At 59.0% G+C, this 21,125-nt stretch carries 21 protein-coding genes; 11 read left to right on the plus strand and 10 right to left on the minus strand.

Annotated elements, in window-relative coordinates; translation table 11 throughout:
- Positions 1-107 precede the first annotated feature (107 nt).
- From ACV8MC_RS11520 to zapE, 3 genes are all read left to right on the plus strand, one after another.
- The gene (locus tag ACV8MC_RS11520; protein WP_252878192.1) at positions 108-737 is read left to right on the plus strand and encodes an alpha/beta hydrolase; all 630 of its coding nucleotides are present in this window, start codon (positions 108-110) and stop codon (positions 735-737) included.
- A gap of 24 nt (positions 738-761) precedes the next feature.
- On the plus strand, positions 762-2,117 hold the full coding sequence (locus ACV8MC_RS11525) for a tryptophan--tRNA ligase (RefSeq protein WP_457265319.1): 1,356 nt from the start codon (positions 762-764) through the stop codon (positions 2,115-2,117).
- Positions 2,118-2,207: 90 nt separating this feature from the next.
- Complete coding sequence (gene zapE, locus ACV8MC_RS11530) at positions 2,208-3,302, plus strand: cell division protein ZapE (RefSeq protein WP_150638826.1); 1,095 nt, start codon at positions 2,208-2,210, stop codon at positions 3,300-3,302.
- Positions 3,303-3,348: 46 nt separating this feature from the next.
- On the opposite strand, the gene ACV8MC_RS11535 is transcribed toward zapE, so the two are convergent.
- The 5 genes from ACV8MC_RS11535 to ACV8MC_RS11555 form a co-directional block, all read right to left on the minus strand.
- Positions 3,349-4,335: an asparaginase gene (locus ACV8MC_RS11535; RefSeq protein WP_150741837.1), complete on the minus strand. Its 987-nt coding sequence runs from the start codon at positions 4,333-4,335 to the stop codon at positions 3,349-3,351.
- A gap of 69 nt (positions 4,336-4,404) precedes the next feature.
- Positions 4,405-5,610, minus strand: coding sequence for a hypothetical protein (locus ACV8MC_RS11540; protein ID WP_457265322.1), 1,206 nt, complete (start codon positions 5,608-5,610; stop codon positions 4,405-4,407).
- A gap of 14 nt (positions 5,611-5,624) precedes the next feature.
- Positions 5,625-6,512, minus strand: a complete 888-nt coding sequence (locus ACV8MC_RS11545) for a nitrilase family protein (RefSeq protein WP_038860996.1) — start codon at positions 6,510-6,512, stop codon at positions 5,625-5,627.
- A gap of 176 nt (positions 6,513-6,688) precedes the next feature.
- Positions 6,689-8,638, minus strand: a complete 1,950-nt coding sequence (locus ACV8MC_RS11550) for a flavin monoamine oxidase family protein (protein WP_457265324.1) — start codon at positions 8,636-8,638, stop codon at positions 6,689-6,691.
- A gap of 183 nt (positions 8,639-8,821) precedes the next feature.
- A complete protein-coding gene (locus tag ACV8MC_RS11555; protein ID WP_163012735.1) occupies positions 8,822-9,718 on the minus strand; it encodes a GlxA family transcriptional regulator in 897 nt (298 codons plus the stop codon).
- 250 nt (positions 9,719-9,968) lie between these two features.
- Here ACV8MC_RS11555 and ACV8MC_RS11560 point away from each other — a divergent pair, with 250 nt between their 5' ends.
- Complete coding sequence (locus ACV8MC_RS11560) at positions 9,969-11,105, plus strand: acyl-CoA dehydrogenase family protein (RefSeq protein WP_041479969.1); 1,137 nt, start codon at positions 9,969-9,971, stop codon at positions 11,103-11,105.
- Positions 11,106-11,261: 156 nt separating this feature from the next.
- Here ACV8MC_RS11560 and ACV8MC_RS11565 read toward each other — a convergent pair whose 3' ends face one another.
- Complete coding sequence (locus tag ACV8MC_RS11565) at positions 11,262-12,302, minus strand: NADP(H)-dependent aldo-keto reductase (protein ID WP_039761359.1); 1,041 nt, start codon at positions 12,300-12,302, stop codon at positions 11,262-11,264.
- A gap of 244 nt (positions 12,303-12,546) precedes the next feature.
- Here ACV8MC_RS11565 and rplM point away from each other — a divergent pair, with 244 nt between their 5' ends.
- The 7 genes from rplM to ACV8MC_RS11600 all read left to right on the plus strand — a co-directional run bounded on the left by rplM (position 12,547) and on the right by ACV8MC_RS11600 (position 17,436).
- The gene (gene rplM, locus ACV8MC_RS11570; protein ID WP_003228062.1) at positions 12,547-12,975 is read left to right on the plus strand and encodes a 50S ribosomal protein L13; all 429 of its coding nucleotides are present in this window, start codon (positions 12,547-12,549) and stop codon (positions 12,973-12,975) included.
- A 14-nt stretch (positions 12,976-12,989) separates the two neighbouring features.
- Positions 12,990-13,382: a 30S ribosomal protein S9 gene (gene rpsI, locus ACV8MC_RS11575; protein ID WP_003228056.1), complete on the plus strand. Its 393-nt coding sequence runs from the start codon at positions 12,990-12,992 to the stop codon at positions 13,380-13,382.
- A 273-nt stretch (positions 13,383-13,655) separates the two neighbouring features.
- Positions 13,656-14,249 carry a ubiquinol-cytochrome c reductase iron-sulfur subunit gene (petA, locus tag ACV8MC_RS11580; protein ID WP_041479967.1) on the plus strand — a complete coding sequence of 198 codons (594 nt, stop codon included), beginning with the start codon at positions 13,656-13,658 and terminating at the stop codon, positions 14,247-14,249.
- The gene (locus tag ACV8MC_RS11585; protein ID WP_016773261.1) at positions 14,249-15,460 is read left to right on the plus strand and encodes a cytochrome b; all 1,212 of its coding nucleotides are present in this window, start codon (positions 14,249-14,251) and stop codon (positions 15,458-15,460) included. Before petA ends, ACV8MC_RS11585 begins: the two co-directional genes overlap by 1 nt.
- Positions 15,460-16,242 carry a cytochrome c1 gene (locus tag ACV8MC_RS11590; RefSeq protein ID WP_016773262.1) on the plus strand — a complete coding sequence of 261 codons (783 nt, stop codon included), beginning with the start codon at positions 15,460-15,462 and terminating at the stop codon, positions 16,240-16,242. The genes ACV8MC_RS11585 and ACV8MC_RS11590 overlap by 1 nt, the downstream gene beginning before the upstream one ends.
- Positions 16,243-16,388: 146 nt before the next feature.
- On the plus strand, positions 16,389-17,006 hold the full coding sequence (locus ACV8MC_RS11595) for a glutathione S-transferase N-terminal domain-containing protein (RefSeq protein ID WP_007961620.1): 618 nt from the start codon (positions 16,389-16,391) through the stop codon (positions 17,004-17,006).
- Between the two features lie 16 nt (positions 17,007-17,022).
- Positions 17,023-17,436, plus strand: coding sequence for a ClpXP protease specificity-enhancing factor (locus ACV8MC_RS11600; protein WP_016773263.1), 414 nt, complete (start codon positions 17,023-17,025; stop codon positions 17,434-17,436).
- A 153-nt stretch (positions 17,437-17,589) separates the two neighbouring features.
- Here ACV8MC_RS11600 and ACV8MC_RS11605 read toward each other — a convergent pair whose 3' ends face one another.
- The 4 genes from ACV8MC_RS11605 to ACV8MC_RS11620 all read right to left on the minus strand — a co-directional run bounded on the left by ACV8MC_RS11605 (position 17,590) and on the right by ACV8MC_RS11620 (position 21,033).
- On the minus strand, positions 17,590-18,168 hold the full coding sequence (locus tag ACV8MC_RS11605; protein WP_024014250.1) for a BON domain-containing protein: 579 nt from the start codon (positions 18,166-18,168) through the stop codon (positions 17,590-17,592).
- A complete protein-coding gene (locus ACV8MC_RS11610) occupies positions 18,165-18,758 on the minus strand; it encodes a phosphoheptose isomerase (RefSeq protein WP_008082788.1) in 594 nt (197 codons plus the stop codon). Before ACV8MC_RS11610 ends, ACV8MC_RS11605 begins: the two co-directional genes overlap by 4 nt.
- Positions 18,759-18,859: 101 nt before the next feature.
- On the minus strand, positions 18,860-19,222 hold the full coding sequence (locus tag ACV8MC_RS11615; protein ID WP_016773265.1) for a YraN family protein: 363 nt from the start codon (positions 19,220-19,222) through the stop codon (positions 18,860-18,862).
- A complete protein-coding gene (locus ACV8MC_RS11620; protein ID WP_095181681.1) occupies positions 19,222-21,033 on the minus strand; it encodes a penicillin-binding protein activator in 1,812 nt (603 codons plus the stop codon). The genes ACV8MC_RS11615 and ACV8MC_RS11620 overlap by 1 nt, the downstream gene beginning before the upstream one ends.
- Between the last annotated feature and the right edge of the window lie 92 nt (positions 21,034-21,125).

The following is a 21,125-nucleotide window of genomic DNA, read 5'->3' on the forward strand; positions in this document are numbered from 1 at the left end:
CGGCTCGAACCTGCGCTGTATACCGCGATTCACTCGCAATAGATTGGCACAGACAATTTGCTAGACGAGTCGACCCGATTCGAGGTCACGGAGTTCCTCCCTTGCTGATGCGTGAAACCCCTGTAGTGATTGACGGCCCTGTCGGCCAAATTGAGGCTTTGTATCTGGATAACGAGCAGCCGCGCGGCATCGCGCTGATCTGCCATCCGAACCCGGTACAGGGCGGCACCATGCTCAACAAGGTCGTCTCGACCCTGCAGCGCACCGCGCGCGACGCAGGCCTGATCACCTTGCGTTTCAACTATCGCGGCGTCGGCGCCAGCCAGGGCACGCATGACATGGGCACCGGTGAAGTCGACGACGCCCAGGCCGCCGCCACATGGCTGCGGGAAAAACACCCGGATCTGCCGCTGACCCTGTTCGGTTTCTCCTTCGGCGGATTTGTTGCAGCAAGTCTCGGCGGCCGTCTCGAAGCCCAGGGCGTGCAGCTTGAGCACCTGTTCATGGTTGCCCCGGCGGTGATGCGTCTGGGCGAGGAGGATCAACTGCCGCAGCACGGCGGGTTGACCGTGATCCAGCCGGAAACCGATGAAGTCATCGATCCGCAACTGGTCTACCAGTGGTCGGAACAACTCCAGCGCCCCCATGAGCTGCTGAAAGTGGCAGAATGCGGACACTTTTTTCACGGCAAGCTGACCGATCTCAAGGATCTGCTGCTGCCGCGTCTCTCGAATTGATTGCAGTCTGACAAGCGATTACCCATGACCAACCGTACCCGCATTCTCACCGGCATCACCACCACTGGCACGCCGCACTTGGGCAACTACGCTGGGGCCATTCGCCCGGCAATCCTCGCCAGCCGCGACAGCCAGGCCGATTCGTTCTATTTCCTGGCCGACTACCACGCCCTGATCAAATGCGATGACCCGCTGCGCATCCAGCGCTCGCGTCTGGAAATCGCCGCGACCTGGCTGGCCGGTGGCCTCGATGTCGACCGCGTGACGTTCTACCGCCAGTCCGACATCCCGGAAATCCCCGAGCTGACCTGGCTGCTGACTTGCGTCGCTGCCAAGGGCCTGCTCAACCGCGCGCACGCCTACAAGGCCTCGGTGGACAAGAACGTTGAGACGGGTGAAGACCCGGATGCCGGCATCACCATGGGCCTCTACAGCTATCCGGTGCTGATGGCGGCGGACATCCTGATGTTCAACGCGCACAAGGTGCCGGTCGGTCGCGATCAGATTCAGCACGTGGAAATGGCCCGCGATATCGGTCAGCGTTTCAACCATCTGTTCGGCCAGGGCAAAGAGTTCTTCACCATGCCCGAAGCGCTGATCGAAGAAAGCGTGGCGACCTTGCCAGGCCTCGACGGTCGCAAGATGTCGAAGAGCTACGACAACACCATTCCGCTGTTCAGCAGCGCGAAAGAAATGAAGGACGCGATCTCGCGGATCGTCACCGACTCCAAGGCCCCGGGCGAAGCGAAAGATCCGGACAACTCGCACCTGTTCACTCTGTTCCAGGCCTTCGCCACCCCGGCGCAGGCTGACGAATTCCGCAGCGAACTGCTCGGTGGTCTGGGTTGGGGCGAGGCGAAGAATCGCCTGTTCCAGTTGCTAGACAATGAGCTGGGCGAGGCGCGCGAGAAGTATCACCAGTTGATCGAGCGTCCGGCGGACCTGGAAGACATCCTGCAGATTGGTGCGAAGAAGGCCCGCGCCGTGGCCACTCCGTTCCTCAACGAATTGCGTGAAGCCGTTGGCCTGCGTTCTTTCGTCAATCAGGTTCAGGTCGCCGCCGCCACCAAGAAGAAAGCCGCGAAAGCCGCACGTTTCGTCAGCTTCCGCGAGGACGACGGCAGCTTCCGTTTCCGTCTGCTGGCGGCCGATGGCGAGCAATTGCTGTTGTCGCGCAACTTCGCCGAAGGCAAGACTGCCGGCCAGGTGACCAAACAGTTGCAGTCCGGCGAGTCGCTGGATGTGCGTACTGATGACCTGAGCTTCAGCGTCTGGCTGGCCGGTGAGTGCGTGGGCGACAGCCCGGCGTTTGCCAGCATCGGTGCGCGGGACGCCGCCATCGAGGCGTTGCGCGTCGCACTGACTCCAGCTCAAGACTGATCGGCGGCACGACCCGACCAAGGGCCGATTGCCATTCCCATAGGCCGTCGCTACAGTGACGGCCCGTTTTTGTTGCCTTGCTAACGAATTATGACGCCCCTAGAACGATATCAAGCTGATCTGAAACGCCCGGACTTCTTCCATGACGCCGCGCAGGAAACTGCCGTGCGTCACTTGCAGCGTCTGTACGACGACTTGATCGCCGCTGACCAGAACAAGCCGGGTCTGTTCGGCAAGCTGTTTGGCAAAAAGGATCAGGCGCCGGTCAAGGGCCTGTATTTCTGGGGCGGCGTCGGTCGCGGCAAGACTTACCTGGTCGACACCTTCTTCGAAGCGCTGCCGTTCAAGGAAAAGACCCGCACGCACTTCCACCGCTTCATGAAGCGTGTGCACGAAGAAATGAAGACCCTGGGCGGCGAGAAGAACCCGCTGACCATCATCGCCAAGCGCTTCGCGGCCGAGTCGCGGGTGATCTGCTTCGATGAATTCTTTGTCTCCGACATCACCGACGCGATGATCCTCGGCACGCTGATGGAAGAGTTGTTCAAGAACGGCGTGACCCTGGTCGCGACGTCGAACATCGTGCCGGACGGCCTGTACAAGGATGGCCTGCAGCGCGCGCGCTTCCTCCCCGCCATCGCGTTGATCAAGCAGAACACCGAGATCGTCAACGTCGACAGCGGTGTTGACTATCGTCTGCGTCACCTCGAGCAAGCCGAGCTGTTCCACTATCCGCTCGACGAAGCCGCCCACGAAAGCCTGCGCAAGAGCTTCAAGGCACTGACGCCGGAGTGCACGGCAGCGGTGGAAAACGATGTGCTGATCATCGAGAACCGCGAAATCCGCGCTCTGCGCACCTGCGACGACGTGGCCTGGTTCGACTTCCGCGAACTGTGCGACGGCCCGCGCAGCCAGAACGACTACATCGAACTGGGCAAGATTTTCCACGCCGTGCTGCTCAGCGGCGTCGAACAGATGAGCGTCACCACCGACGACATCGCCCGTCGCTTCATCAACATGGTCGACGAATTCTACGACCGCAACGTCAAACTGATCATTTCTGCCGAAGTCGAGTTGAAGGATCTGTACACCGGCGGACGCCTGACCTTCGAGTTTCAGCGCACGCTGAGCCGACTGCTGGAGATGCAATCCCACGAGTTTCTGTCGCGGGCGCACAAGCCTTAAGCGGAGTCTCGGCGACAAAAAAGGGCCTGCGATTGCAGGCCTTTTTTTATGGGGCCAGTTCAGCGAGGCAGGTTGCCAACGTTGATTGCTGTTGGCAGCCAACCAGAAGCCAGAGCAGAATTCTTGCTTTGCGCGGGCATAGGAACCCAGCCATCACGGCACCTTTACGCGTCATATCGATTTCACTGCCGACGAAGCCATAGGTCACTTGCGCCGTCGCGCCACAACCGGTGCGGGTGGCGATGATCACCGGAATATGTCGGGCAATGCCTTCGATGACGTTGGCCCAGTCCGCTGAAACATGGCCGGCACCGAAGCCAGCGATCACTAGGCCGGCGTAACCTAGCTCCACAACCTTCTCTAGCAGCAGACTGTCTGCACCGAGCGAAGCTTCCAGCAAAGCAATATTCTGGCGGGTGTCTCGGGGCATCGGCAAAACATGGCGCGCAACCGGCGCATGGAAGTAGCGCGGAGCGCCTTCCACTATCAAGCCAGCAGGGCCGGTCAAGGGCGAGGCGAAGGCGTGCATGGCCATTGAATCGACTTTGCGCACGCTACTGGCGCGGTGAATCTCGCCGTTGATAACCACCTGTGCTCCGCGCCCATGACTGCATGCCGCCAACGCAACGCGACCAGCATCCAGCAGGTTTGCCGGGCCATCAGCCCCCGCTTGCATGGCAGAGCGCATGGCGCCAGTCAGCACCAATGGCTCGTCGTGCGCCCACAGGTAATCGAAGAAAGTGGCGGATTCCTCCAGAGTGTCCGTGCCCTGGATGATGATGACTGCGGCCACGCCTTGGCTGATCTGCGCGTTGGCCCAGTTCAATACGTCCAAGAGGTATTCGAAATCCAGCGAAGCGCTGGGTAACAGACCGAAAGTCTCGACGGTTGCTCGTGCGAGCATATTCAACTCCGGCACGGTGTTCAGCAACGCTTCGCCGGACACCGCCGGAACGACGCCTTGGCCGTTTTGCGTCGATTGCATGCTGACAGTGCCGCCGAGCGCGGCAATGGCCAGTTTTGGCAGTTCCATGTGATACCTCGCGAAGAAAGACCGACTGTACCGGGGACTATCCAGATGCCAGCCGGGGCAGGGGAAAGATCAGTGGCTGGCCAGCCATCCGACGATTGGCAGGATCAATAGCGTACTGAGAGCCATCGACAACACGTTACCGATAAAGCCATGCATGAAGCCTGGCAGCCGCTGCGCGAGGGCGCAGGCCAGTGGCGGGGCGATCAGGGCGCCGAGCAGCGCACTGGAGATGATCACTTGCCAAGCGCCGCCGAAGGTAAGGATCGCAGCCGGAACAACGGACACCAGCGGCACATAAGTCGGATACCAACCGCGCTCCATCCACTGCCTGCGCCAGATCACCACGCCCAGTGCCGAGGTCAGCGCCTGACCGACCAGCAATTGCGGCAGCAGACCAGTGCCGTAGACCGGGCTCATCGGGTTGAGTGTAAATGCGAGCAACGCACCGACAATCAGTCCCAGGCTCGCCCATTCATTGCCGAAGAAAGGTGCCTCGGAGAAATCCGCCAAGACCCGGCGCATGCTCCATACCACGCCATAACCCGGCGCCTTGCCGGACACGGTCATGCTGACTTCCTCGGCAGCCGGCTCGGGCTCCGCTGGTCTCACCAGGCTTGGCACGTAGCGACAAAGCACGAAGGCGCCGATGCTGGCGATGGCCATGCCCGAAACATTGCCAATCACCACGGGCAAACCGAGTGGGTTGCATACGTAATTGACCATCAGCAGACACAGAGGTGTCACGAACAGGGCGCCCATGATGGCTCCGTTGATCGCGACCTTCCAGCCTGCACCGAACATCAATACCATTGCGGCAGGCAACGACACGAATGCCGCGAAGGTGGGCTGCCAACTGGTCGCGGTGACGGTCCAGCCCCACAGCAAATTGCTCAGCACCAGACCCAGTAGTGAGCTTGTCACCAGCCACGGCCAGAGCCCGCTGCCGTAACAGATCGTGAAGCCTTGCCAGGCTTTTCCCGTTCGATTAGCCCAATAGCCCAGATATGCACCGGCCAGAAGGCCAATCGAGGCAAACTCGTGTTTATAAAACGCCACCTCGCTGATATCTCCAAGCACCCAACGCAGCCAGGCAGCAGCGTCGGGAAAACTCGAAACCATATGGCTGTAGTCCGGCCAGCGCGCCGACCACAACGAATGATGGGTGAGCGATAGCCAGCCAATCAAAACCGTCGCACCCAGAATCAGGCCGATAATGGTGCTGTCCATCGCGGTTCTGGCCACGATTGTTTTGCGTTGCTTTGCGTGAATGTCCATAGCCCGGCCTCCGGTTAACGCGGCAGGCACGGATGCTGGGTGTAACCGAGCATTCGATCGTAGACATCACAGCGCCGATCACGGTGCAAATCGTTCAGGTCGTTCCAGATTGGCGCACTGCGCGAGCTGGTCAGGTCGATATCGGCGTAGAGGATTTCCTGCTGGTCGGCGGACGCCACGCGGCCAATCGGCCAGCCGTTAGTGCCAGCAATCAAAGAGCATCCAAGGTAACGAGCGCCACGCTCTTCGCCGATTCGGCTGGCCGCCGCAATGAACACATTGTTGACGTGCGCCGCGGTCATGGTCAGGTACGAAGCCATGCACTTGCCGGCGTCATCGAACAAGGGCGGTGGTGTCCAGACCCAGTTGTTCAGGCTGCAGATAATGTCCGCGCCCTGCTGGCTGAGGATTCTCGGGACCTCGGGAAACCAGATGTCCCAGCAGATCAGCAGACCGATACGACCGATCGGCGTTTCGAACACCGGGAAACCGCTATCGCCTGCGGTGAACCAGAGCTTCTCCAGATTCCACAGGTGCGCCTTGCGGTATTTGCCGATGAAACCGTCAGGTCCCAACAACACGGCTGTGTTGTACAACCGTGCCCCTTCGCGCTCGGTCAGCCCTGCTACCAGATACACCTGATGCTGGCGGGCAAAATCCTCCCATCGGCTCACGCTCGGCCCATCCGGAACCGATTCGGCGTGATCGAACGCATCCTGTCGAGTGCGAAAGAAATAACCGGTGTTTGTCAGCTCGGGCAAAACGATGAGGTTGGCACCGCCATTGACCGCCTGCAGTGCCAACTCCAGGCTATTACTCAGATTCGCTGCACGATTTTGCGTACCGACCTGCGGATCACATTGCACAACCGCAACACGAACAGGGCTTGTTGACTCACTCATTTTTCATGATCCCTTATTGTTGTTTTCACGCCATCGGGTGGCGGGGAACATAAGAGTCGAGTCAGCACTGGAAGGTAAGTCGGCGCTTTCCGGTTAAGTTGTAGTACGCCTCCTAGGACGATTAAACACATATCGACGATGCACGTTCAGGACGCTGAATTGCGTGACTGAAAACTTCATGGTCCGGCCTGGTAGTGTGGATAGTCGGTTATCTGGAAGCCGCCATTGAACTGCGCCGAGGTTTTTTCGCAAATATGAATCACCGCATCGATGGCACCGCGAAAGCAGGGCTCGGTCCAGCCGGCATCCACTGAAAACGACTCGCCAGAAAGATACAGCCCGGAAACACTGGAATAGTCGCGGTTGTATTTCATCAGGCTTACAGCGTCGTAGTAGGCGCCGGGGCGGTAAAGTTTGGCGCACCCCAGTGAGTTCTTATCGGTGATCCAGCGCTGTACGACGGCCTGATTGAGGCCAATGAAAGGCGAGATGCGCTGCCCGATATTGCTGCAGTTCATCAGGATTCGATCAAGTTCTTCGGCACATTTGGCGACCAGCTCCTTGTCGCTGAAACAGCAGAGTTTGGTAGCGTCATCTTCCCAGGTGTAACTGAGAAGAATGCAGTCGTAGCTGTAGTGATCGTTATAGCGGTAGGTATAAACATCGTGGATAAAACTGTCCGTGACGATCGCTTGGGGGATGGCGGTATTGCCGGACAGGAAGGATTTCTTCAGCGGCGCGAACACTTTGCAGCTGGTTTCCCAATGTGCAGTCTTGTACGCATTGATCGTTTCGAACGGCAGCATTTGTGCCGTGAAGTTTTCAAGCCTGATTCGTGTTTCGATCAACCACGAAGGCAGCGTCATGATCACGGAGTCATAATCGCTGAAATGTTCCTGGGCCTGATGGGGGCGACTTTGCTTCCAGTTGTAGTAGACACGGGTTTTACCGCTGTCGAGCTTTTTCAGCCGAGTGACGGCGCTATCAGTCAGCAAACCTTCGCGGTATTGCAGGCTGTGTTCGTGGAAAGACTTCGCTGTTTCATCAGGTTTGATGAACATAAGGCTTTCACTCAGCGCCGCGAGACCGAGGTAGCGCGGGCCTTCGAACTGCAGCCCGGTTGAATCGAAAACCGCATTGCTGCGGATATGCGGTGAGTCAGGCAGAGGATCGCCTTTTTCATCTACCCGACCCAGCACCAGTTGCAAGTGACTGCTGAACCCGAATATGGCAGTGCGCAGCGGGTACAGTGCACAGACATCATAAAATGCGCCCCAGCTGCCGTCACCGATGCCGATGGCATAAAAAATGGCCGATTCCTCTGGCGACATTCCCATCCCGCCAAAATCGCCCGGCGCGTCTTTTTTCCAGCGTTGCAGCACCGGCATGCTCACCAGATCACGGAAGGAAATGGCGTGATACCTGGCGACAATAGCTGCCCACATGGACTCCCATTCCTCGCTCGCATAACTGTCGCAAACGTGCCGGGTCATGCGGTCGGCGAACGCTCTCCATTTTGCATACACCGCTCGCAGCTCCTCGCCGGGAGGGCGGGTCTGACCGTCGGCGTTTTTCCAGATAAGCATTTGCGGCGTAGCCTGCTCTGACAGGCTGCCCTCGCGCAGATAGATGCCGGTTGATTTGACCCATTGGCTGCCGGGATTGGCAAAGTCTGAAAGGGCCAGGTCGAATATCGTCGCGTAGTAGGCCATCAGCGAACGACCTTCCTTCGGCGATTCTCCTTCGCGATTGAACAAAGGCATACGCATCGCACCCATTTCGAACGGGGTATGGCTGGCCTTGGATTGAGGACTGCCGGGAACGGTCAGGTGCCTGCCGCCGATTCGCGAGGACTGTTCGATCAGCGTGATCTGGGTGAAGCCGCAGCGCAGCAATTCTCTCGCTGCCGTCAGGCCTGTGATGCCTGCGCCGATGATGCAGATTCGATGGCTCGAATCAGTCGCTCGGGCGATTCCGCCTGGCTGCTCCAGTAACGCGCGGTAGTCAAAACACAGGTCCGGCGGATTGGGGAAACGGGCTTTCCAGTTGTTCTGTGGCGAACGTTTTTTGCGTTTTTCAAGGCCAGGAGCCCGTGAGGGATAGTTGTAGCTGGAGCCGATGGTCACTGTTGATCTTCCCTGATGCGATGTGCTTGGGAAGTAGTCTGGTCGGCGCAGGCACGTCCGAACAGTCGTAAAACACAGCCAGACGCTGTTCTGTTTTCGTTCATTTGTGTCGGACGAATCACAACTTACAAGTCGGTCCCCGTGGAAGGACTACACCCACAGGGACGTCAGTCTGGCGGAAGTTTACGCAGCCTGCTGAAACTGTTGCCGATACTGGTTAGGCGACAGTTCGGTGTGCTGGCGGAACAGTCGCGCGAAGAAGCTCGCATCGTCGTAACCGACCTCATAACTGATGGTCTTGATGCTCTTGCGCGTGCCCGAAAGCAGGCCCTTGGCCGTCTCGATGCGCAGGCGCTGCAAGTAGTGCAGCGGTTTGTCGCCGGTGGCGGTCTGGAAGCGGCGCATGAAGTTGCGGATGCTCATGCCGTGCTCGCGGGCGACGTCTTCGAAGCGGAACTTGTCGGCGAAATGCTCTTCGAGCCACTGCTGGATCTGCAGGATGATCACGTCCTGATGCAGCTTCTGCCCACCGAAACCGATACGTCCCGGCGAATAGCTGCGCTGCACTTCGTAGAGGATGTCGCGGGCCACGGCTTGCGCCACGTTCGCGCCGCAGAAGCGTTCGATCAGATAGATATAGAGATCGCAGGCCGAGGTAGTACCGCCGGCGCAGTAGAGATTGTCGGCATCGGTCAGGTGCTTGTCCTGATTCAGATAGACCTTGGGGAAGCGCTCGGCGAAGGCATTGAAGAAGCGCCAGTAGGTGGTCGCTTCCTTGCCGTTGAGCAACCCGGCTTCGGCGAGCCAGAACACCCCGGTGGCTTCGCCACACAACACCGCGCCGCGCGCATGCTGTTCGCGCAGCCACGGCAGGATTTGCGGGTAACGGCCGCACAGCGTATCGAAGTCGTCCCAGAACGCCGGGAGGATGATCACATCGGCGTTTTCCAAGCCACCGTCGACTGGCATGACCACGTCGCTGAAGCTTTTTACCGGTTTGCCATCGGGGCTGACCAGGCGCGTTTCAAACGCCGGTGTCAGGCCGTGGCCCAGTTGTTTGCCGTAACGCAGGCTGGCCACATGGAAAAAATCCTTGGCCTGCATGAGGGTGTAAGCGAAAACCCGGTCGATGGCCAGGATGCTGACGCGCCGCAAGGGCGGGGAGACGTGCTTAGACATAATTCAACTTTTGTTTTGTTTTTATAAGGGAAAGTGGTCACCAGACGGCTGGATCGTCTTATTTTTTGTCGGATGTGTCCAGTGTCCCGTAGCGGAAGCGGGGCTTAGTCTCTGAGAGCCGAATCCCTCCAACAACAAAGAAAGGTGCCGCATGATCCCTAGAACCCTGTTCAGCCCCGAACACGAATTGTTCCGCGACAGCGTGCGAACTTTCCTCGAAAAAGAGGCCGTGCCGTATCACGCGCAGTGGGAGAAGCAGGGGCACATCGATCGCGCACTGTGGAACAAGGCGGGGGAGGCGGGGATGCTTTGTTCGCATCTGCCGGAGGAGTACGGTGGGCTGGGCGCGGATTTCCTCTACAGCACCGTGGTGATTGAAGAAGTCGGGCGTCTGGGACTCACCGGCATCGGCTTTTCCCTGCACTCGGATATCGTCGCGCCGTACATCCTGCATTACGGCAGCGAGGCGCTGAAACACAAATACCTGCCGAAACTGGTCTCGGGCGAAATGGTTACGGCGATTGCCATGACCGAGCCTGGCGCCGGTTCCGACCTGCAAGGGGTGAAAACCACGGCGGTGCTCGACGGCGACGAATATGTGATCAACGGCTCGAAAACCTTTATCACCAACGGCTTTCTGGCTGACCTGGTGATCGTGGTGGCCAAGACCGACCCGAAGGCCGGGGCCAAGGGCACCAGCCTGTTCCTGGTGGAGGCGAATACGCCGGGCTTCGAGAAGGGCAAGCGCCTGGAGAAGGTCGGCATGAAGGCGCAGGACACCTCGGAACTGTTCTTCCAGGACGTGCGCGTGCCGAAGGAGAACCTTCTCGGCCAGGCGGGGGCCGGGTTTGCCTATCTGATGCAGGAGTTACCGCAAGAGCGCCTGACCGTGGCGATTGGCGGCCTGGCCTCGGCTGAAGCGGCGTTGCAATGGACGCTGGATTACACCCGTGATCGCAAGGCGTTCGGCAAGTCGATTGCCGATTTCCAGAACACCCGCTTCAAACTGGCCGAGATGGCTACCGAGATCCAGATCGGCCGGGTTTTTGTCGACCGCTGCCTGGAGTTGCATCTGCAAGGCAAACTCGATGTGCCGACGGCGGCGATGGCCAAATATTGGGGCACCGACCTGCAATGCAAAGTGCTCGACGAATGCGTGCAACTGCATGGCGGCTACGGCTTCATGTGGGAATACCCGGTGGCCCGGGCGTGGGCGGATGCGCGGGTGCAGCGGATTTATGCCGGCACCAATGAAATCATGAAAGAGATTATTGCGCGGTCGCTCTGATGATCGTTCCTACGCTCTGCGTGGGAATGCCGCCGGGGACGCTCCGCGTTCCGCTGTTGAGGTAATCCGACTGGCCTCTTCGCGAGCAGGCTCGCTCCCACAGGGGATCACGGTACCTGTGGGAGCGAGCCTGCTCGCGAAGCTTTTGGCGGTCAGTTACGGCGCGGGATTCGGATGATCCTTGTGAATCGCCTCGATCCCGGCCAGCACTTCATCGGACAGTTTCAGATCAAAACTGGCAATGTTGCTGTCCAGTTGCTCAAGCGTCGTCGCGCCAATGATGTTGCTGGTGACGAACGGTTGCTGGGTCACGAAGGCCAGTGCCATTTGCGCCGGGTCCAGACCGTGTTCACGGGCCAATGCAACGTAACGGCTGCACGCCGCTTCGGATTGCGGGTTGAAATAGCGGCTGAAGCGGCTGTAGAGGCTCAGACGGCCTTTCGGTGGTCGGGCGCCGCCTTCGTACTTGCCGGAAAGGAAGCCGAACGCCAGTGGCGAGTAGGCGAGCAGGCCGCACTGTTCGCGGATGGCGATCTCGGCCAAGCCGACTTCGAAGCTGCGGTTGAGCAGGTTGTACGGGTTCTGGATCGACACTGCACGCGGCCAGCCACGGGCTTCGGCCAGAGCCAGAAAGCGCATGGTGCCCCACGGCGTCTCGTTGGACAGACCGATGTGGCGAATCTTGCCGGCCTTCACCTGTTCGTCGAGGGCTTCGAGGGTGTCTTCCAGCGGCGTCAGGTTGGCTTCGATCTTGTGCTTGTAGCCCAGCTGTCCGAAAAAGTTGGTGCTGCGTTCCGGCCAGTGCAGTTGATACAGATCGATGTAATCGGTCTGCAGGCGCTTGAGACTGCCGTCCAGCGCCTCGGTGATGTGCTGGCGGTTGTGGCGCAGGTTCTTGTCGCGGATGTAATCGATGGTGTTGCCGGGGCCGGCGATCTTGCTGGCGAGGATCCAGTCGGCACGGTCACCGCGACTCTTGAAGTAATTGCCGATGTAGCGCTCGGTGGTGGCGTAGGTTTCGGCTTTGGGCGGCACCGGATACATTTCGGCAGTGTCGAGGAAATTGATCCCGGCTTCCTTGGCCCTTTCGATCTGGGCGAAGGCTTCAGCTTCAGTGTTTTGCTCGCCCCAGGTCATGGTGCCGAGGCAGATTGCACTCACGTTCAGATCGGTACGGCCTAGCTGGCGATAGTCCATCGGGTGCTCCTTGGGCAAAACAATCATAAAAGCAGGTTGAAAAATTTTTCGCAATCTGCATAATTGCCGACCTCTTTCTGCAGTGGAAGTGATGCGCCGCCGCCGAAGAATCTTGCCGTTGAACGGACGCGCCGACCCGAGCCCCCGAAAGCGTCTGTATCCGGCTGCCTTTGACTTGTCAAAGTACGCACTATTCAGTAAGATCCGCCGTCTTATTTACAGGCGGCCCCTGAGGCTATAAAGAATGAAAACTTTTACTGCTAAACCGGAAACAGTAAAGCGCGACTGGTTTGTCGTCGACGCTGCTGGTCAGACCCTGGGTCGTCTGGCCACCGAAATCGCGAGCCGTCTGCGTGGCAAGCACAAGCCTGAGTACACTCCTCACGTTGACACCGGCGACTACATCGTCGTCATCAACGCCGAGCAGATCCGTGTTACCGGCGCTAAAACCACTGACAAAATGTACTACTCCCACTCCGGTTTCCCGGGCGGCATCAAGTCGATCAACTTTGAAAAGCTGATCGCCAAAGCCCCTGAGCGCGTGATCGAGACCGCGGTTAAAGGCATGCTGCCTAAAAACCCACTGGGTCGCGACATGTACCGTAAGCTGAAAGTCTATGCGGGCGCTGCACACCCTCATACTGCTCAGCAGCCCCAAGAACTGAAGATTTAACGGAATAGTTCATTATGTCGGCGACTCAAAATTACGGCACTGGCCGTCGCAAGACCGCAACCGCACGCGTTTTCCTGCGTCCGGGTACTGGTAACATCTCCATCAACAACCGTTCGCTGGATAACTTCTTCGGCCGCGAAACTGCCCGCATGGTAGTTCGTCAGCCGCTGGAGCTGACCGAGACTGTCGAGAAGTTCGACATCTACGTCACCGTGATCGGCGGTGGTGTAAGTGGTCAGGCTGGCGCAATCCGCCACGGCATCACCCGCGCTCTGATGGACTACGACGAAACCCTGCGTAGCGCTCTGCGCAAAGCTGGCTTCGTTACCCGCGACGCCCGTGAAGTTGAACGTAAGAAAGTTGGTCTGCGTAAAGCGCGTAAGCGTCCGCAGTACTCGAAGCGTTAATTCCGCTTCCGCGTTCAAAAAAGAACGCCCGCCTCCTCACGGAAGCGGGCGTTTTTTTATGCGTGCGATTTATCAAAGAATTGCGTTGTGACAACTTGCCACAGCCGTAGACCCCCTATACTCCAAGGCTTGAGGGGTTGATCCCCGGGGAATTAACCTTGTCAGAATTGGGGGTTTTCATTACCATTCGGGCAAAATTTTTATAAGTAACATTTGATTTATTTAGTAGACGCCTGATTTAACAGGCCAAAAAAGCTGATGGGAGAGGACTGAATGAGCAATGACGGCGTGAATGCAGGCCGGCGTCGCTTCCTGGTGGCAGCCACATCCGTGGTGGGTGCTGCAGGAGCGGTGGGGGCTGCGGTCCCGTTCGTGGGGTCATGGTTTCCCAGTGCCAAGGCGAAAGCTGCCGGTGCACCGGTGAAAGTGAATGTCAGCAAAATCGAGCCAGGCCAGCAGATGATTGCTGAATGGCGCGGCCAGCCGGTGTTCATTGTCCGCCGTACCGAGGAAATCCTGGGGAATCTCAAGAAGATCGAGGGTCAGCTCTCCGATCCGACCTCCAAAAACTCCACGCAACCCACTTATGTCGACCCGGAAGTACGCTCGATCAAGCCGGAAATTCTCCTGCTGATCGGGATCTGTACGCACTTGGGTTGCTCACCGACCTTCCGTCCCGAAGTGGCACCTGCGGATCTGGGCAAAGACTGGGTAGGCGGCTATTTCTGCCCGTGCCACGGTTCCCACTACGATCTGGCTGGCCGCGTCTACAAGTCGCAACCTGCGCCTTTGAACCTGCCAGTTCCCCCGCATTCCTATGAGACCGATGAGCTGATTGTCATTGGCGTCGATACGGAGAAAGCGTGATGAGCAAGTTCATGGATTGGGTTGATGCGCGCTTTCCCGCGACCAAAATGTGGGAAGACCATCTCAGCAAATATTACGCACCAAAAAACTTCAACTTCTTCTATTTCTTCGGCTCGCTGGCGCTGCTGGTGCTGGTCAACCAGATCGTCACCGGCGTCTGGCTGACGATGAGCTACACGCCGTCGGCAGAAGAGGCCTTCGCCTCCGTCGAATACATCATGCGCGACGTCGAGTACGGTTCGATCCTGCGTCTGCTGCACTCGACCGGTGCTTCGGCGTTTTTCATCGTCGTCTATCTGCACATGTTCCGCGGCCTGCTCTATGGTTCGTACCAGAAGCCGCGCGAGCTGGTCTGGGTGTTCGGCATGCTGATCTACCTGGCACTGATGGCCGAAGCGTTCATGGGTTACCTGCTGCCTTGGGGCCAGATGTCGTACTGGGGCGCCCAGGTGATCATCTCGCTGTTCGGTGCGATTCCGCTGATCGGCGATGATCTGACCCAGTGGATTCGTGGTGACTACCTGATCTCCGGAATCACCCTGAACCGCTTCTTCGCCTTGCACGTTGTCGCGCTGCCGATCGTGATTCTCGGTCTGGTGGTGTTGCACATTCTGGCGCTGCACGAAGTGGGCTCGAACAACCCTGATGGCGTCGATATCAAGAAGCACAAAGACGAAAATGGCATCCCGCTGGACGGCATCGCGTTCCACCCGTACTACACGGTGAAGGACATTGTCGGCGTCGTGGTGTTCCTGTTCATCTTCTGCTTCATTGTGTTCTTCTTTCCGGAAATGGGCGGCTACTTCCTCGAAAAACCAAACTTCGAGCCGGCTAACCCGTTCAAGACGCCTGAGCATATTGCCCCGGTCTGGTACTTCACTCCGTTCTACGCAATCCTGCGTGCGGTGCCGGATAAGCTCATGGGCGTTATCGCCATGGGCGCGGCGATTGCGGTGCTGTTCGTGCTGCCATGGCTGGATCGCAGTCCGGTGAGATCGATGCGCTACAAGGGCTGGATGAGCAAAATCTGGCTGGTGGTGTTCTGCATTTCTTTCGTGATTCTCGGCATCCTCGGCGTTCTTGCGCCGACGCCGGGGCGCACGTTGCTGTCGCAGGTCTGCACCTTCCTGTATTTCGCCTACTTCATTCTGATGCCGTTCTACACCCGGCTCGAGAAGACCAAACCGGTTCCGGAAAGGGTGACTGGCTGATGAAAAAGTTATTTCTTGCTCTGATTTTTACTGCGCTGCCTTCCCTGGCTTTTGCTGCCGGGGGCCATGGCCCGGAACTGGAAAGTGTCGATATCGACGTCTCCGACAAAGCTGCCCTGCAGGATGGCGCGCGGACCTTTGCCAACTATTGCATGGGTTGTCACAGTGCCAAGTTCCAGCGTTACGAGCGCGTCGCCGATGACCTCGGCATCCCGCACGAGTTGATGCTGGAGAAGCTGGTGTTCACCGGTGCCAAGATTGGCGACCACATGAACATCGGCATGCAGCCGGCCGACGCCAAGACCTGGTTCGGCGCAGCGCCGCCGGACCTGACTCTGGTAGCGCGGGTACGCGGCACCGACTGGCTCTACGGTTACCTGAAGTCGTTCTACGAAGACCCGGCGCGTCCATGGGGCGTGAACAACAAGGTCTTCCCGAACGTCGGCATGCCTAACGTGCTGGTCGGCCTGCAGGGTCGTCAGGTCGTCGGCTGCAAACAGGTGCAGATCGTCGAGGACGGCAAGAAGCAATACGATCCGCTGACCGGCACGCCGCTGACCCATGAAGCGTGTGATCAGTTGACCATCGTGCCGAAGTCCGGTGCTCTGAACGAAGAGCAGTTCGATGAGAAGGTCAAGAATCTGGTAACCTTCCTGGCTTACTCGGCTAACCCGGTTAAGCTGCAACATCAGCGCATCGGTACTTATGTCTTGCTGTACCTGGCGTTCTTCTTTGTGTTCGCCTACCTGCTCAAGCGTGAATACTGGAAAGACGTGCACTGATACGCTTCAAGCATTGCTGTTAATCGCGCGCGCCCAAGGGCGCCTCCGCTAAAGCAGGGTCTGCTCAGTCAGACCCTGCGGGAGGTGCCCTCTGGGCGCGCGCGTTTTTCCGGTTCCGACAAATTCAACAAGCGAGGAGGATCGCCATGGGCGTGACCAATCGGTTGGCCTGTTACTCCGACCCCGCCGACCACTATTCCCACCGAGTGCGCATCGTGCTTGCAGAGAAGGGTGTCAGCGCCGAAATCATTTACGTGGAAGCGGGCCGCCAGCCGCCTAAACTGATTGAGGTGAACCCTTACGGCAGTCTGCCGACGCTGGTCGATCGTGACCTGGCGTTGTGGGAGTCGACCGTGGTGATGGAGTATCTGGATGAGCGTTACCCGCACCCGCCGCTGATGCCGGTTTACCCGGTGGCCCGGGCCAACAGTCGTCTGCTGATCCACAGGATTCAGCGTGACTGGTGCGGGTTGGTGGATCTGATTCTGGATCCCAAGAGCAAAGAGGCTGCACGGGTCGTGGCGCGCAAGGAACTGCGCGAAAGCCTGACCGGCGTTTCGCCGCTGTTTGCCGACAAACCGTTCTTCCTCAGTGAGGAACAAAGTCTGGTGGATTGCTGCCTATTACCCATACTCTGGCGTTTGCCGATTCTGGGTATTGAACTGCCGCGGCCGGCCAAGCCGCTGCTTGATTATATGGAGCGCCAGTTTGCGCGTGAGGCTTTCCAGGCGAGTCTGTCTGGTGTCGAACGCGATATGCGCTAAGGCTTAAGGAGCCGCTATGAACTCCAGTCGACCTTATCTGGTCCGCGCGCTCTACGAGTGGATTGTGGATAACGATTGCACCCCGCACATGCTGGTCAACTCCGAGTACCCGGCGGTGCAGGTGCCACAGGGTTTTGCCAGTGACGGCCAGATCGTCCTGAACATCTCGCCGAGTGCCGTGCGTCATCTGCACATGGACAACGACGTGGTGACGTTCGAAGGCCGCTTCGGCGGTGTTCCGCACAGTCTCTACGTGCCGATCAGCGCGATCCTGGGCATTTATGCGCGGGAGAACGGCCAGGGCATGGTGTTTGACCTCGAGTTGCCGATGGACGACGAGGAAGACATCGATCCGGATGACGACTCGCCGCCACCGGGCAGCGAGCCGCCACGTCCGAGTGGCCGGCCAAGCTTGAAGGTTGTGAAATAAAAAAAGGCGATCCGGATGGATCGCCTTTTTTGTGCCTGCATTGGTCGCGTAGGAGCTGCCGGAGGCTGCGATCTTTTGATTTTTAAAAGCAAGATCAAAAGATCGCAGCCTCGTTGCACTTGTCAGCTCCTACACAACTCCTGCGTAATCAGGTCAGTCGATGTATTCGAACAGCTTCACAATCTTCTGCACACCAGACACACCCTGAACCAGATTGGTTGCCTGAGTGGCTTCCTGTTTGGTCAGCAGGCCCAGCAGGTAGACGATGCCGTTCTCGGTCACGACTTTGATGCGCGAGCCAGGAATGCTGGCGTCGGTGAGCATCTGGGTCTTGATCTTGGTGGTCAGCCACGCGTCGTTCTGGCGCGCGAGCAGGGAGGACGGTTGCAGCACTTGCAGTTCGTTGTGCACCTTCTTCACGCGCTGGACGTTGGCGGCGGCCTGTTCGGCTTTGGCCTTGAGGTCTTCGCGCGGAGTCTGGCCGGCGAGCAGGACGACGCCGTTGAAGCTGGTGATGACGATGTGCGAGTCGTTGTCCAGTGCCGGATCGGCCTTGGCGATGTTCACGCCTGCTTTGGTTTCGATCAGCGAGTCGTCGATCTTGCTGCCGAAGGTGCGCGTGCCACGGTCGTCTTCGATCGGCGCTTCACGGCTGGCGTTCACCACCGAGGTGCAGCCGCTGATGCCGAGGCACAGGGTCAAGGCCAGAAGGCCAAGGCGATTAGGGGTCATTCTTCACTCCCGAACAGTTGGCTGTCGATCAGATCGCAAAGGCAATGGATCGCCAGCAAGTGGACTTCCTGAATACGTGCAGTGACGTTGGCCGGTACGCGAATCTCGACGTCCTCGGGCAACAGCAGCGACGCCATGCCGCCGCCATCGCGTCCGGTCAAAGCTACGACAATCATTTCGCGATCATGTGCGGCCTGGATCGCTTGAATAATGTTCGCCGAGTTGCCACTGGTCGAAATCGCCAGCAACACATCGCCCGGCTGGCCGAGCGCGCGGATCTGCTTGGAGAACACTTCGTTGTAGCTGTAATCGTTGGCGATCGAGGTGATCGTCGAAGTGTCGGTAGTCAGCGCAATCGCCGGCAGGCTCGGACGCTCGCGCTCGAAGCGGTTGAGCAGCTCCGAAGAAAAATGCTGGGCATCGCCGGCCGAACCACCGTTGCCGCACGAGAGCATTTTGCCTTCGTTGAGCAGGGCGTTGACCATGATCTGGCTGGCTTGCTCGATGTGCGGTGCAAGTACGTCCATCGCCTGTTGCTTGGTGTCGATACTGGCCTGGAAAAGCTGGCGAATTCGGGATTGCATGTCCATCTGTGTGACCTTAAGTGGCGCGGCTGTTCGGCACGTGAATGTGCAGCCGGCAAAGCAAAGAGCAAAATGTGTCGGACGAAAACAGGGCAGGGTGCAGGCGATCAACTGTCGAAAGCATTCTGCAACCAGTTCAGCTGATTCGGGTGGCTGTCGATCGCCACCACATCGAAGCGGCAGGGGGAATTGGCCCAACGCGACTCGCGCTGAAGAAAATACTGTGCTGCAAAGATCAGTTTCTGCTGCTTGCGCTCGTCGATACTGGCGAGCGCGCCACCCCATTGAGTGTTTTTTCTGTAGCGAACTTCAACGAATACTACTGTATCGCCATCAAGCATGACCAGATCAAGCTCGCCGCGTTTGCATAACCAGTTCTGCGCCAGCAGGCGCAGACCTTGTTGTTGCAGATGTTCGAGCGCCTGGCGCTCGGCATCCTTGCCGCTTTGCGAGCGTGACCTGTCGGGCATCAGCGCGGGGTGTCCGGCAGACGCTGCACCTGACCGCTGACGAACTGTGCCCACGGCAACTGGCGCACAACGCGCTGGGTCTGGGTCATGCCGAGGCTGCCCGACTGACCTTCGATGCGGCTGTCCGGCAGGGCCTTGAGTTGGCCCAGGCGCGGTGCCAGGCGATAGGCATCGGCGCCCATGGCGTACAGGCGGCCGAGGCTGCCATTGGCTTGCGGCCACTGCGCAGCCACTTGCTGGCGCAGCGGATCGCTGGTTTCCAGCAACCATGGGGTTTCGCAGAAGCGAATGCCGTTCATGTCGTTGTACTGGTTGACGTCGCCGCTGGCGCTGTACACATGGGAGGTCGCGTAGACCGGCACGTCACCGGCGTACTGGAAGTTCAGGGTCGGCTTGATCTGCTGGGCCTGTTGCGGCGTGGCGGCCAAGAAGATGAATTCGATGTCCTGGCGACGCGAAGGCTGCGCGGCGACATTGGTGCCGGCAACATTCTGCAGGCTCTTGGCGCGGGCTTCGCTCTGGCGCAGCTGGAACATGTCGGCGATCTGCTGGGCCAGTTGCACCGGCTGATCGACACGTTCGGTGGCAACGATGCTGCCGCCATTGGCTTGCCAGTCCTGGCTGAAGGCACGCAGGACGCGATCGCCCCATTCGCCTTTCGGCACCATGATCGCGGCGCGATGCAGGCCGTCGGCGCGGGCGCGACGGGAGACTTCGCGAGCTTCATCTTCAGCAGCGAGGCCGAACTGGAACAGTTGCGCCGGGCCTTGTTCGCCTTCGCTGTAGTTCAGCGCCAGGGTGGTGATCGGCAGTTGCGGGCGAGTGCTCAGTTGCTTGACCAGTGGTTTTTCCAGTGGGCCGACCACCAGTTGCACGCCGTCAGCCTGAGCCTTGCGATAGAACTCGTCCATCGAGGTCAGCTTCGAGCTGTCGTAGAACTCGATGGCAGGTGGGTTCTGGCCGGCCTGTTGCGCCTGATAATGCGCGGCCATGAAGCCTTCGCGCAGCGCTTTGCCGACCGACGCCAACTGGCCGTCCTGTGGCAGCAGCAGGGCGATTTTGCTCAGTGGCTGGCTGGCCAGTTCCTTGAGCTTGGTCAGCGGCAGCGGCAGGTTGATCGCCGCCGGGTGCTTTGGATTCTGCGCACGCCAGTTGTCGATCGCGGCTTGTTGCTGTTCCAGCGTGCCTGCGGTTTTCACCGCTTGCGCCAGTGCCATCCAACCGCCGAGATCGTCGGTGTTGTTCGGTTGCAATTGATCGGTTGGCAGCGAAGCGATCAGGGTCCAGATCGCTTCGTGGTTCTTGCTCGCCGCTTCGCCTTCCAGCATCGGTGCGATGAACACACGCTCACGGGCAGCGGCCAGCGTCTGGCCATCGGCTTCAAGGGCGCGGGCGTGAACAGTGCCAGTGCGCACTTGCTGCTCTTCCGGCATTTCGCTGAGCTTCTGGAAGCTCGGATGGCTCAGGGCGGTCAGCGCAGCTTTAGGCTGATTGCGCGTCATGGCCAGTTCGGCGGACAGCGTATTGGCGAAAATCTGCTGGCCTGGCTTGAGTTGCTCCACCGGCACTTGTTGCAGGATTTGCGCGGACTGGCCGGCATTGCCTTGGCGGTAAGCCTGGTCCGCCGCGCTCAGGCGCAGCAGGGCGGCTTGTTCCGGGGTTTTAGCCTGGGCAGCCTGTTCGAGCAGTTGCTCGATGCTGGCGTCCGGAGTCCGTGGAAGTTCGCCAAGGCTGGAGGAAGGGGAGCTGGCACACGCGGCCAACAAGGCAGCGAGGCAGAGGGCAGTGAACAGCCGCAGGCAAGCGATCATGTAAGTGTTCCTGATACTCGATCAAATTAGCGTGGAATTGTACCCAAGCACTGGCCGGGGCGCGATGTTACTGGCGTGAATCGGTCAATTTA

Source organism: Pseudomonas sp. PK-RTE-24 (assembly GCF_054052265.1).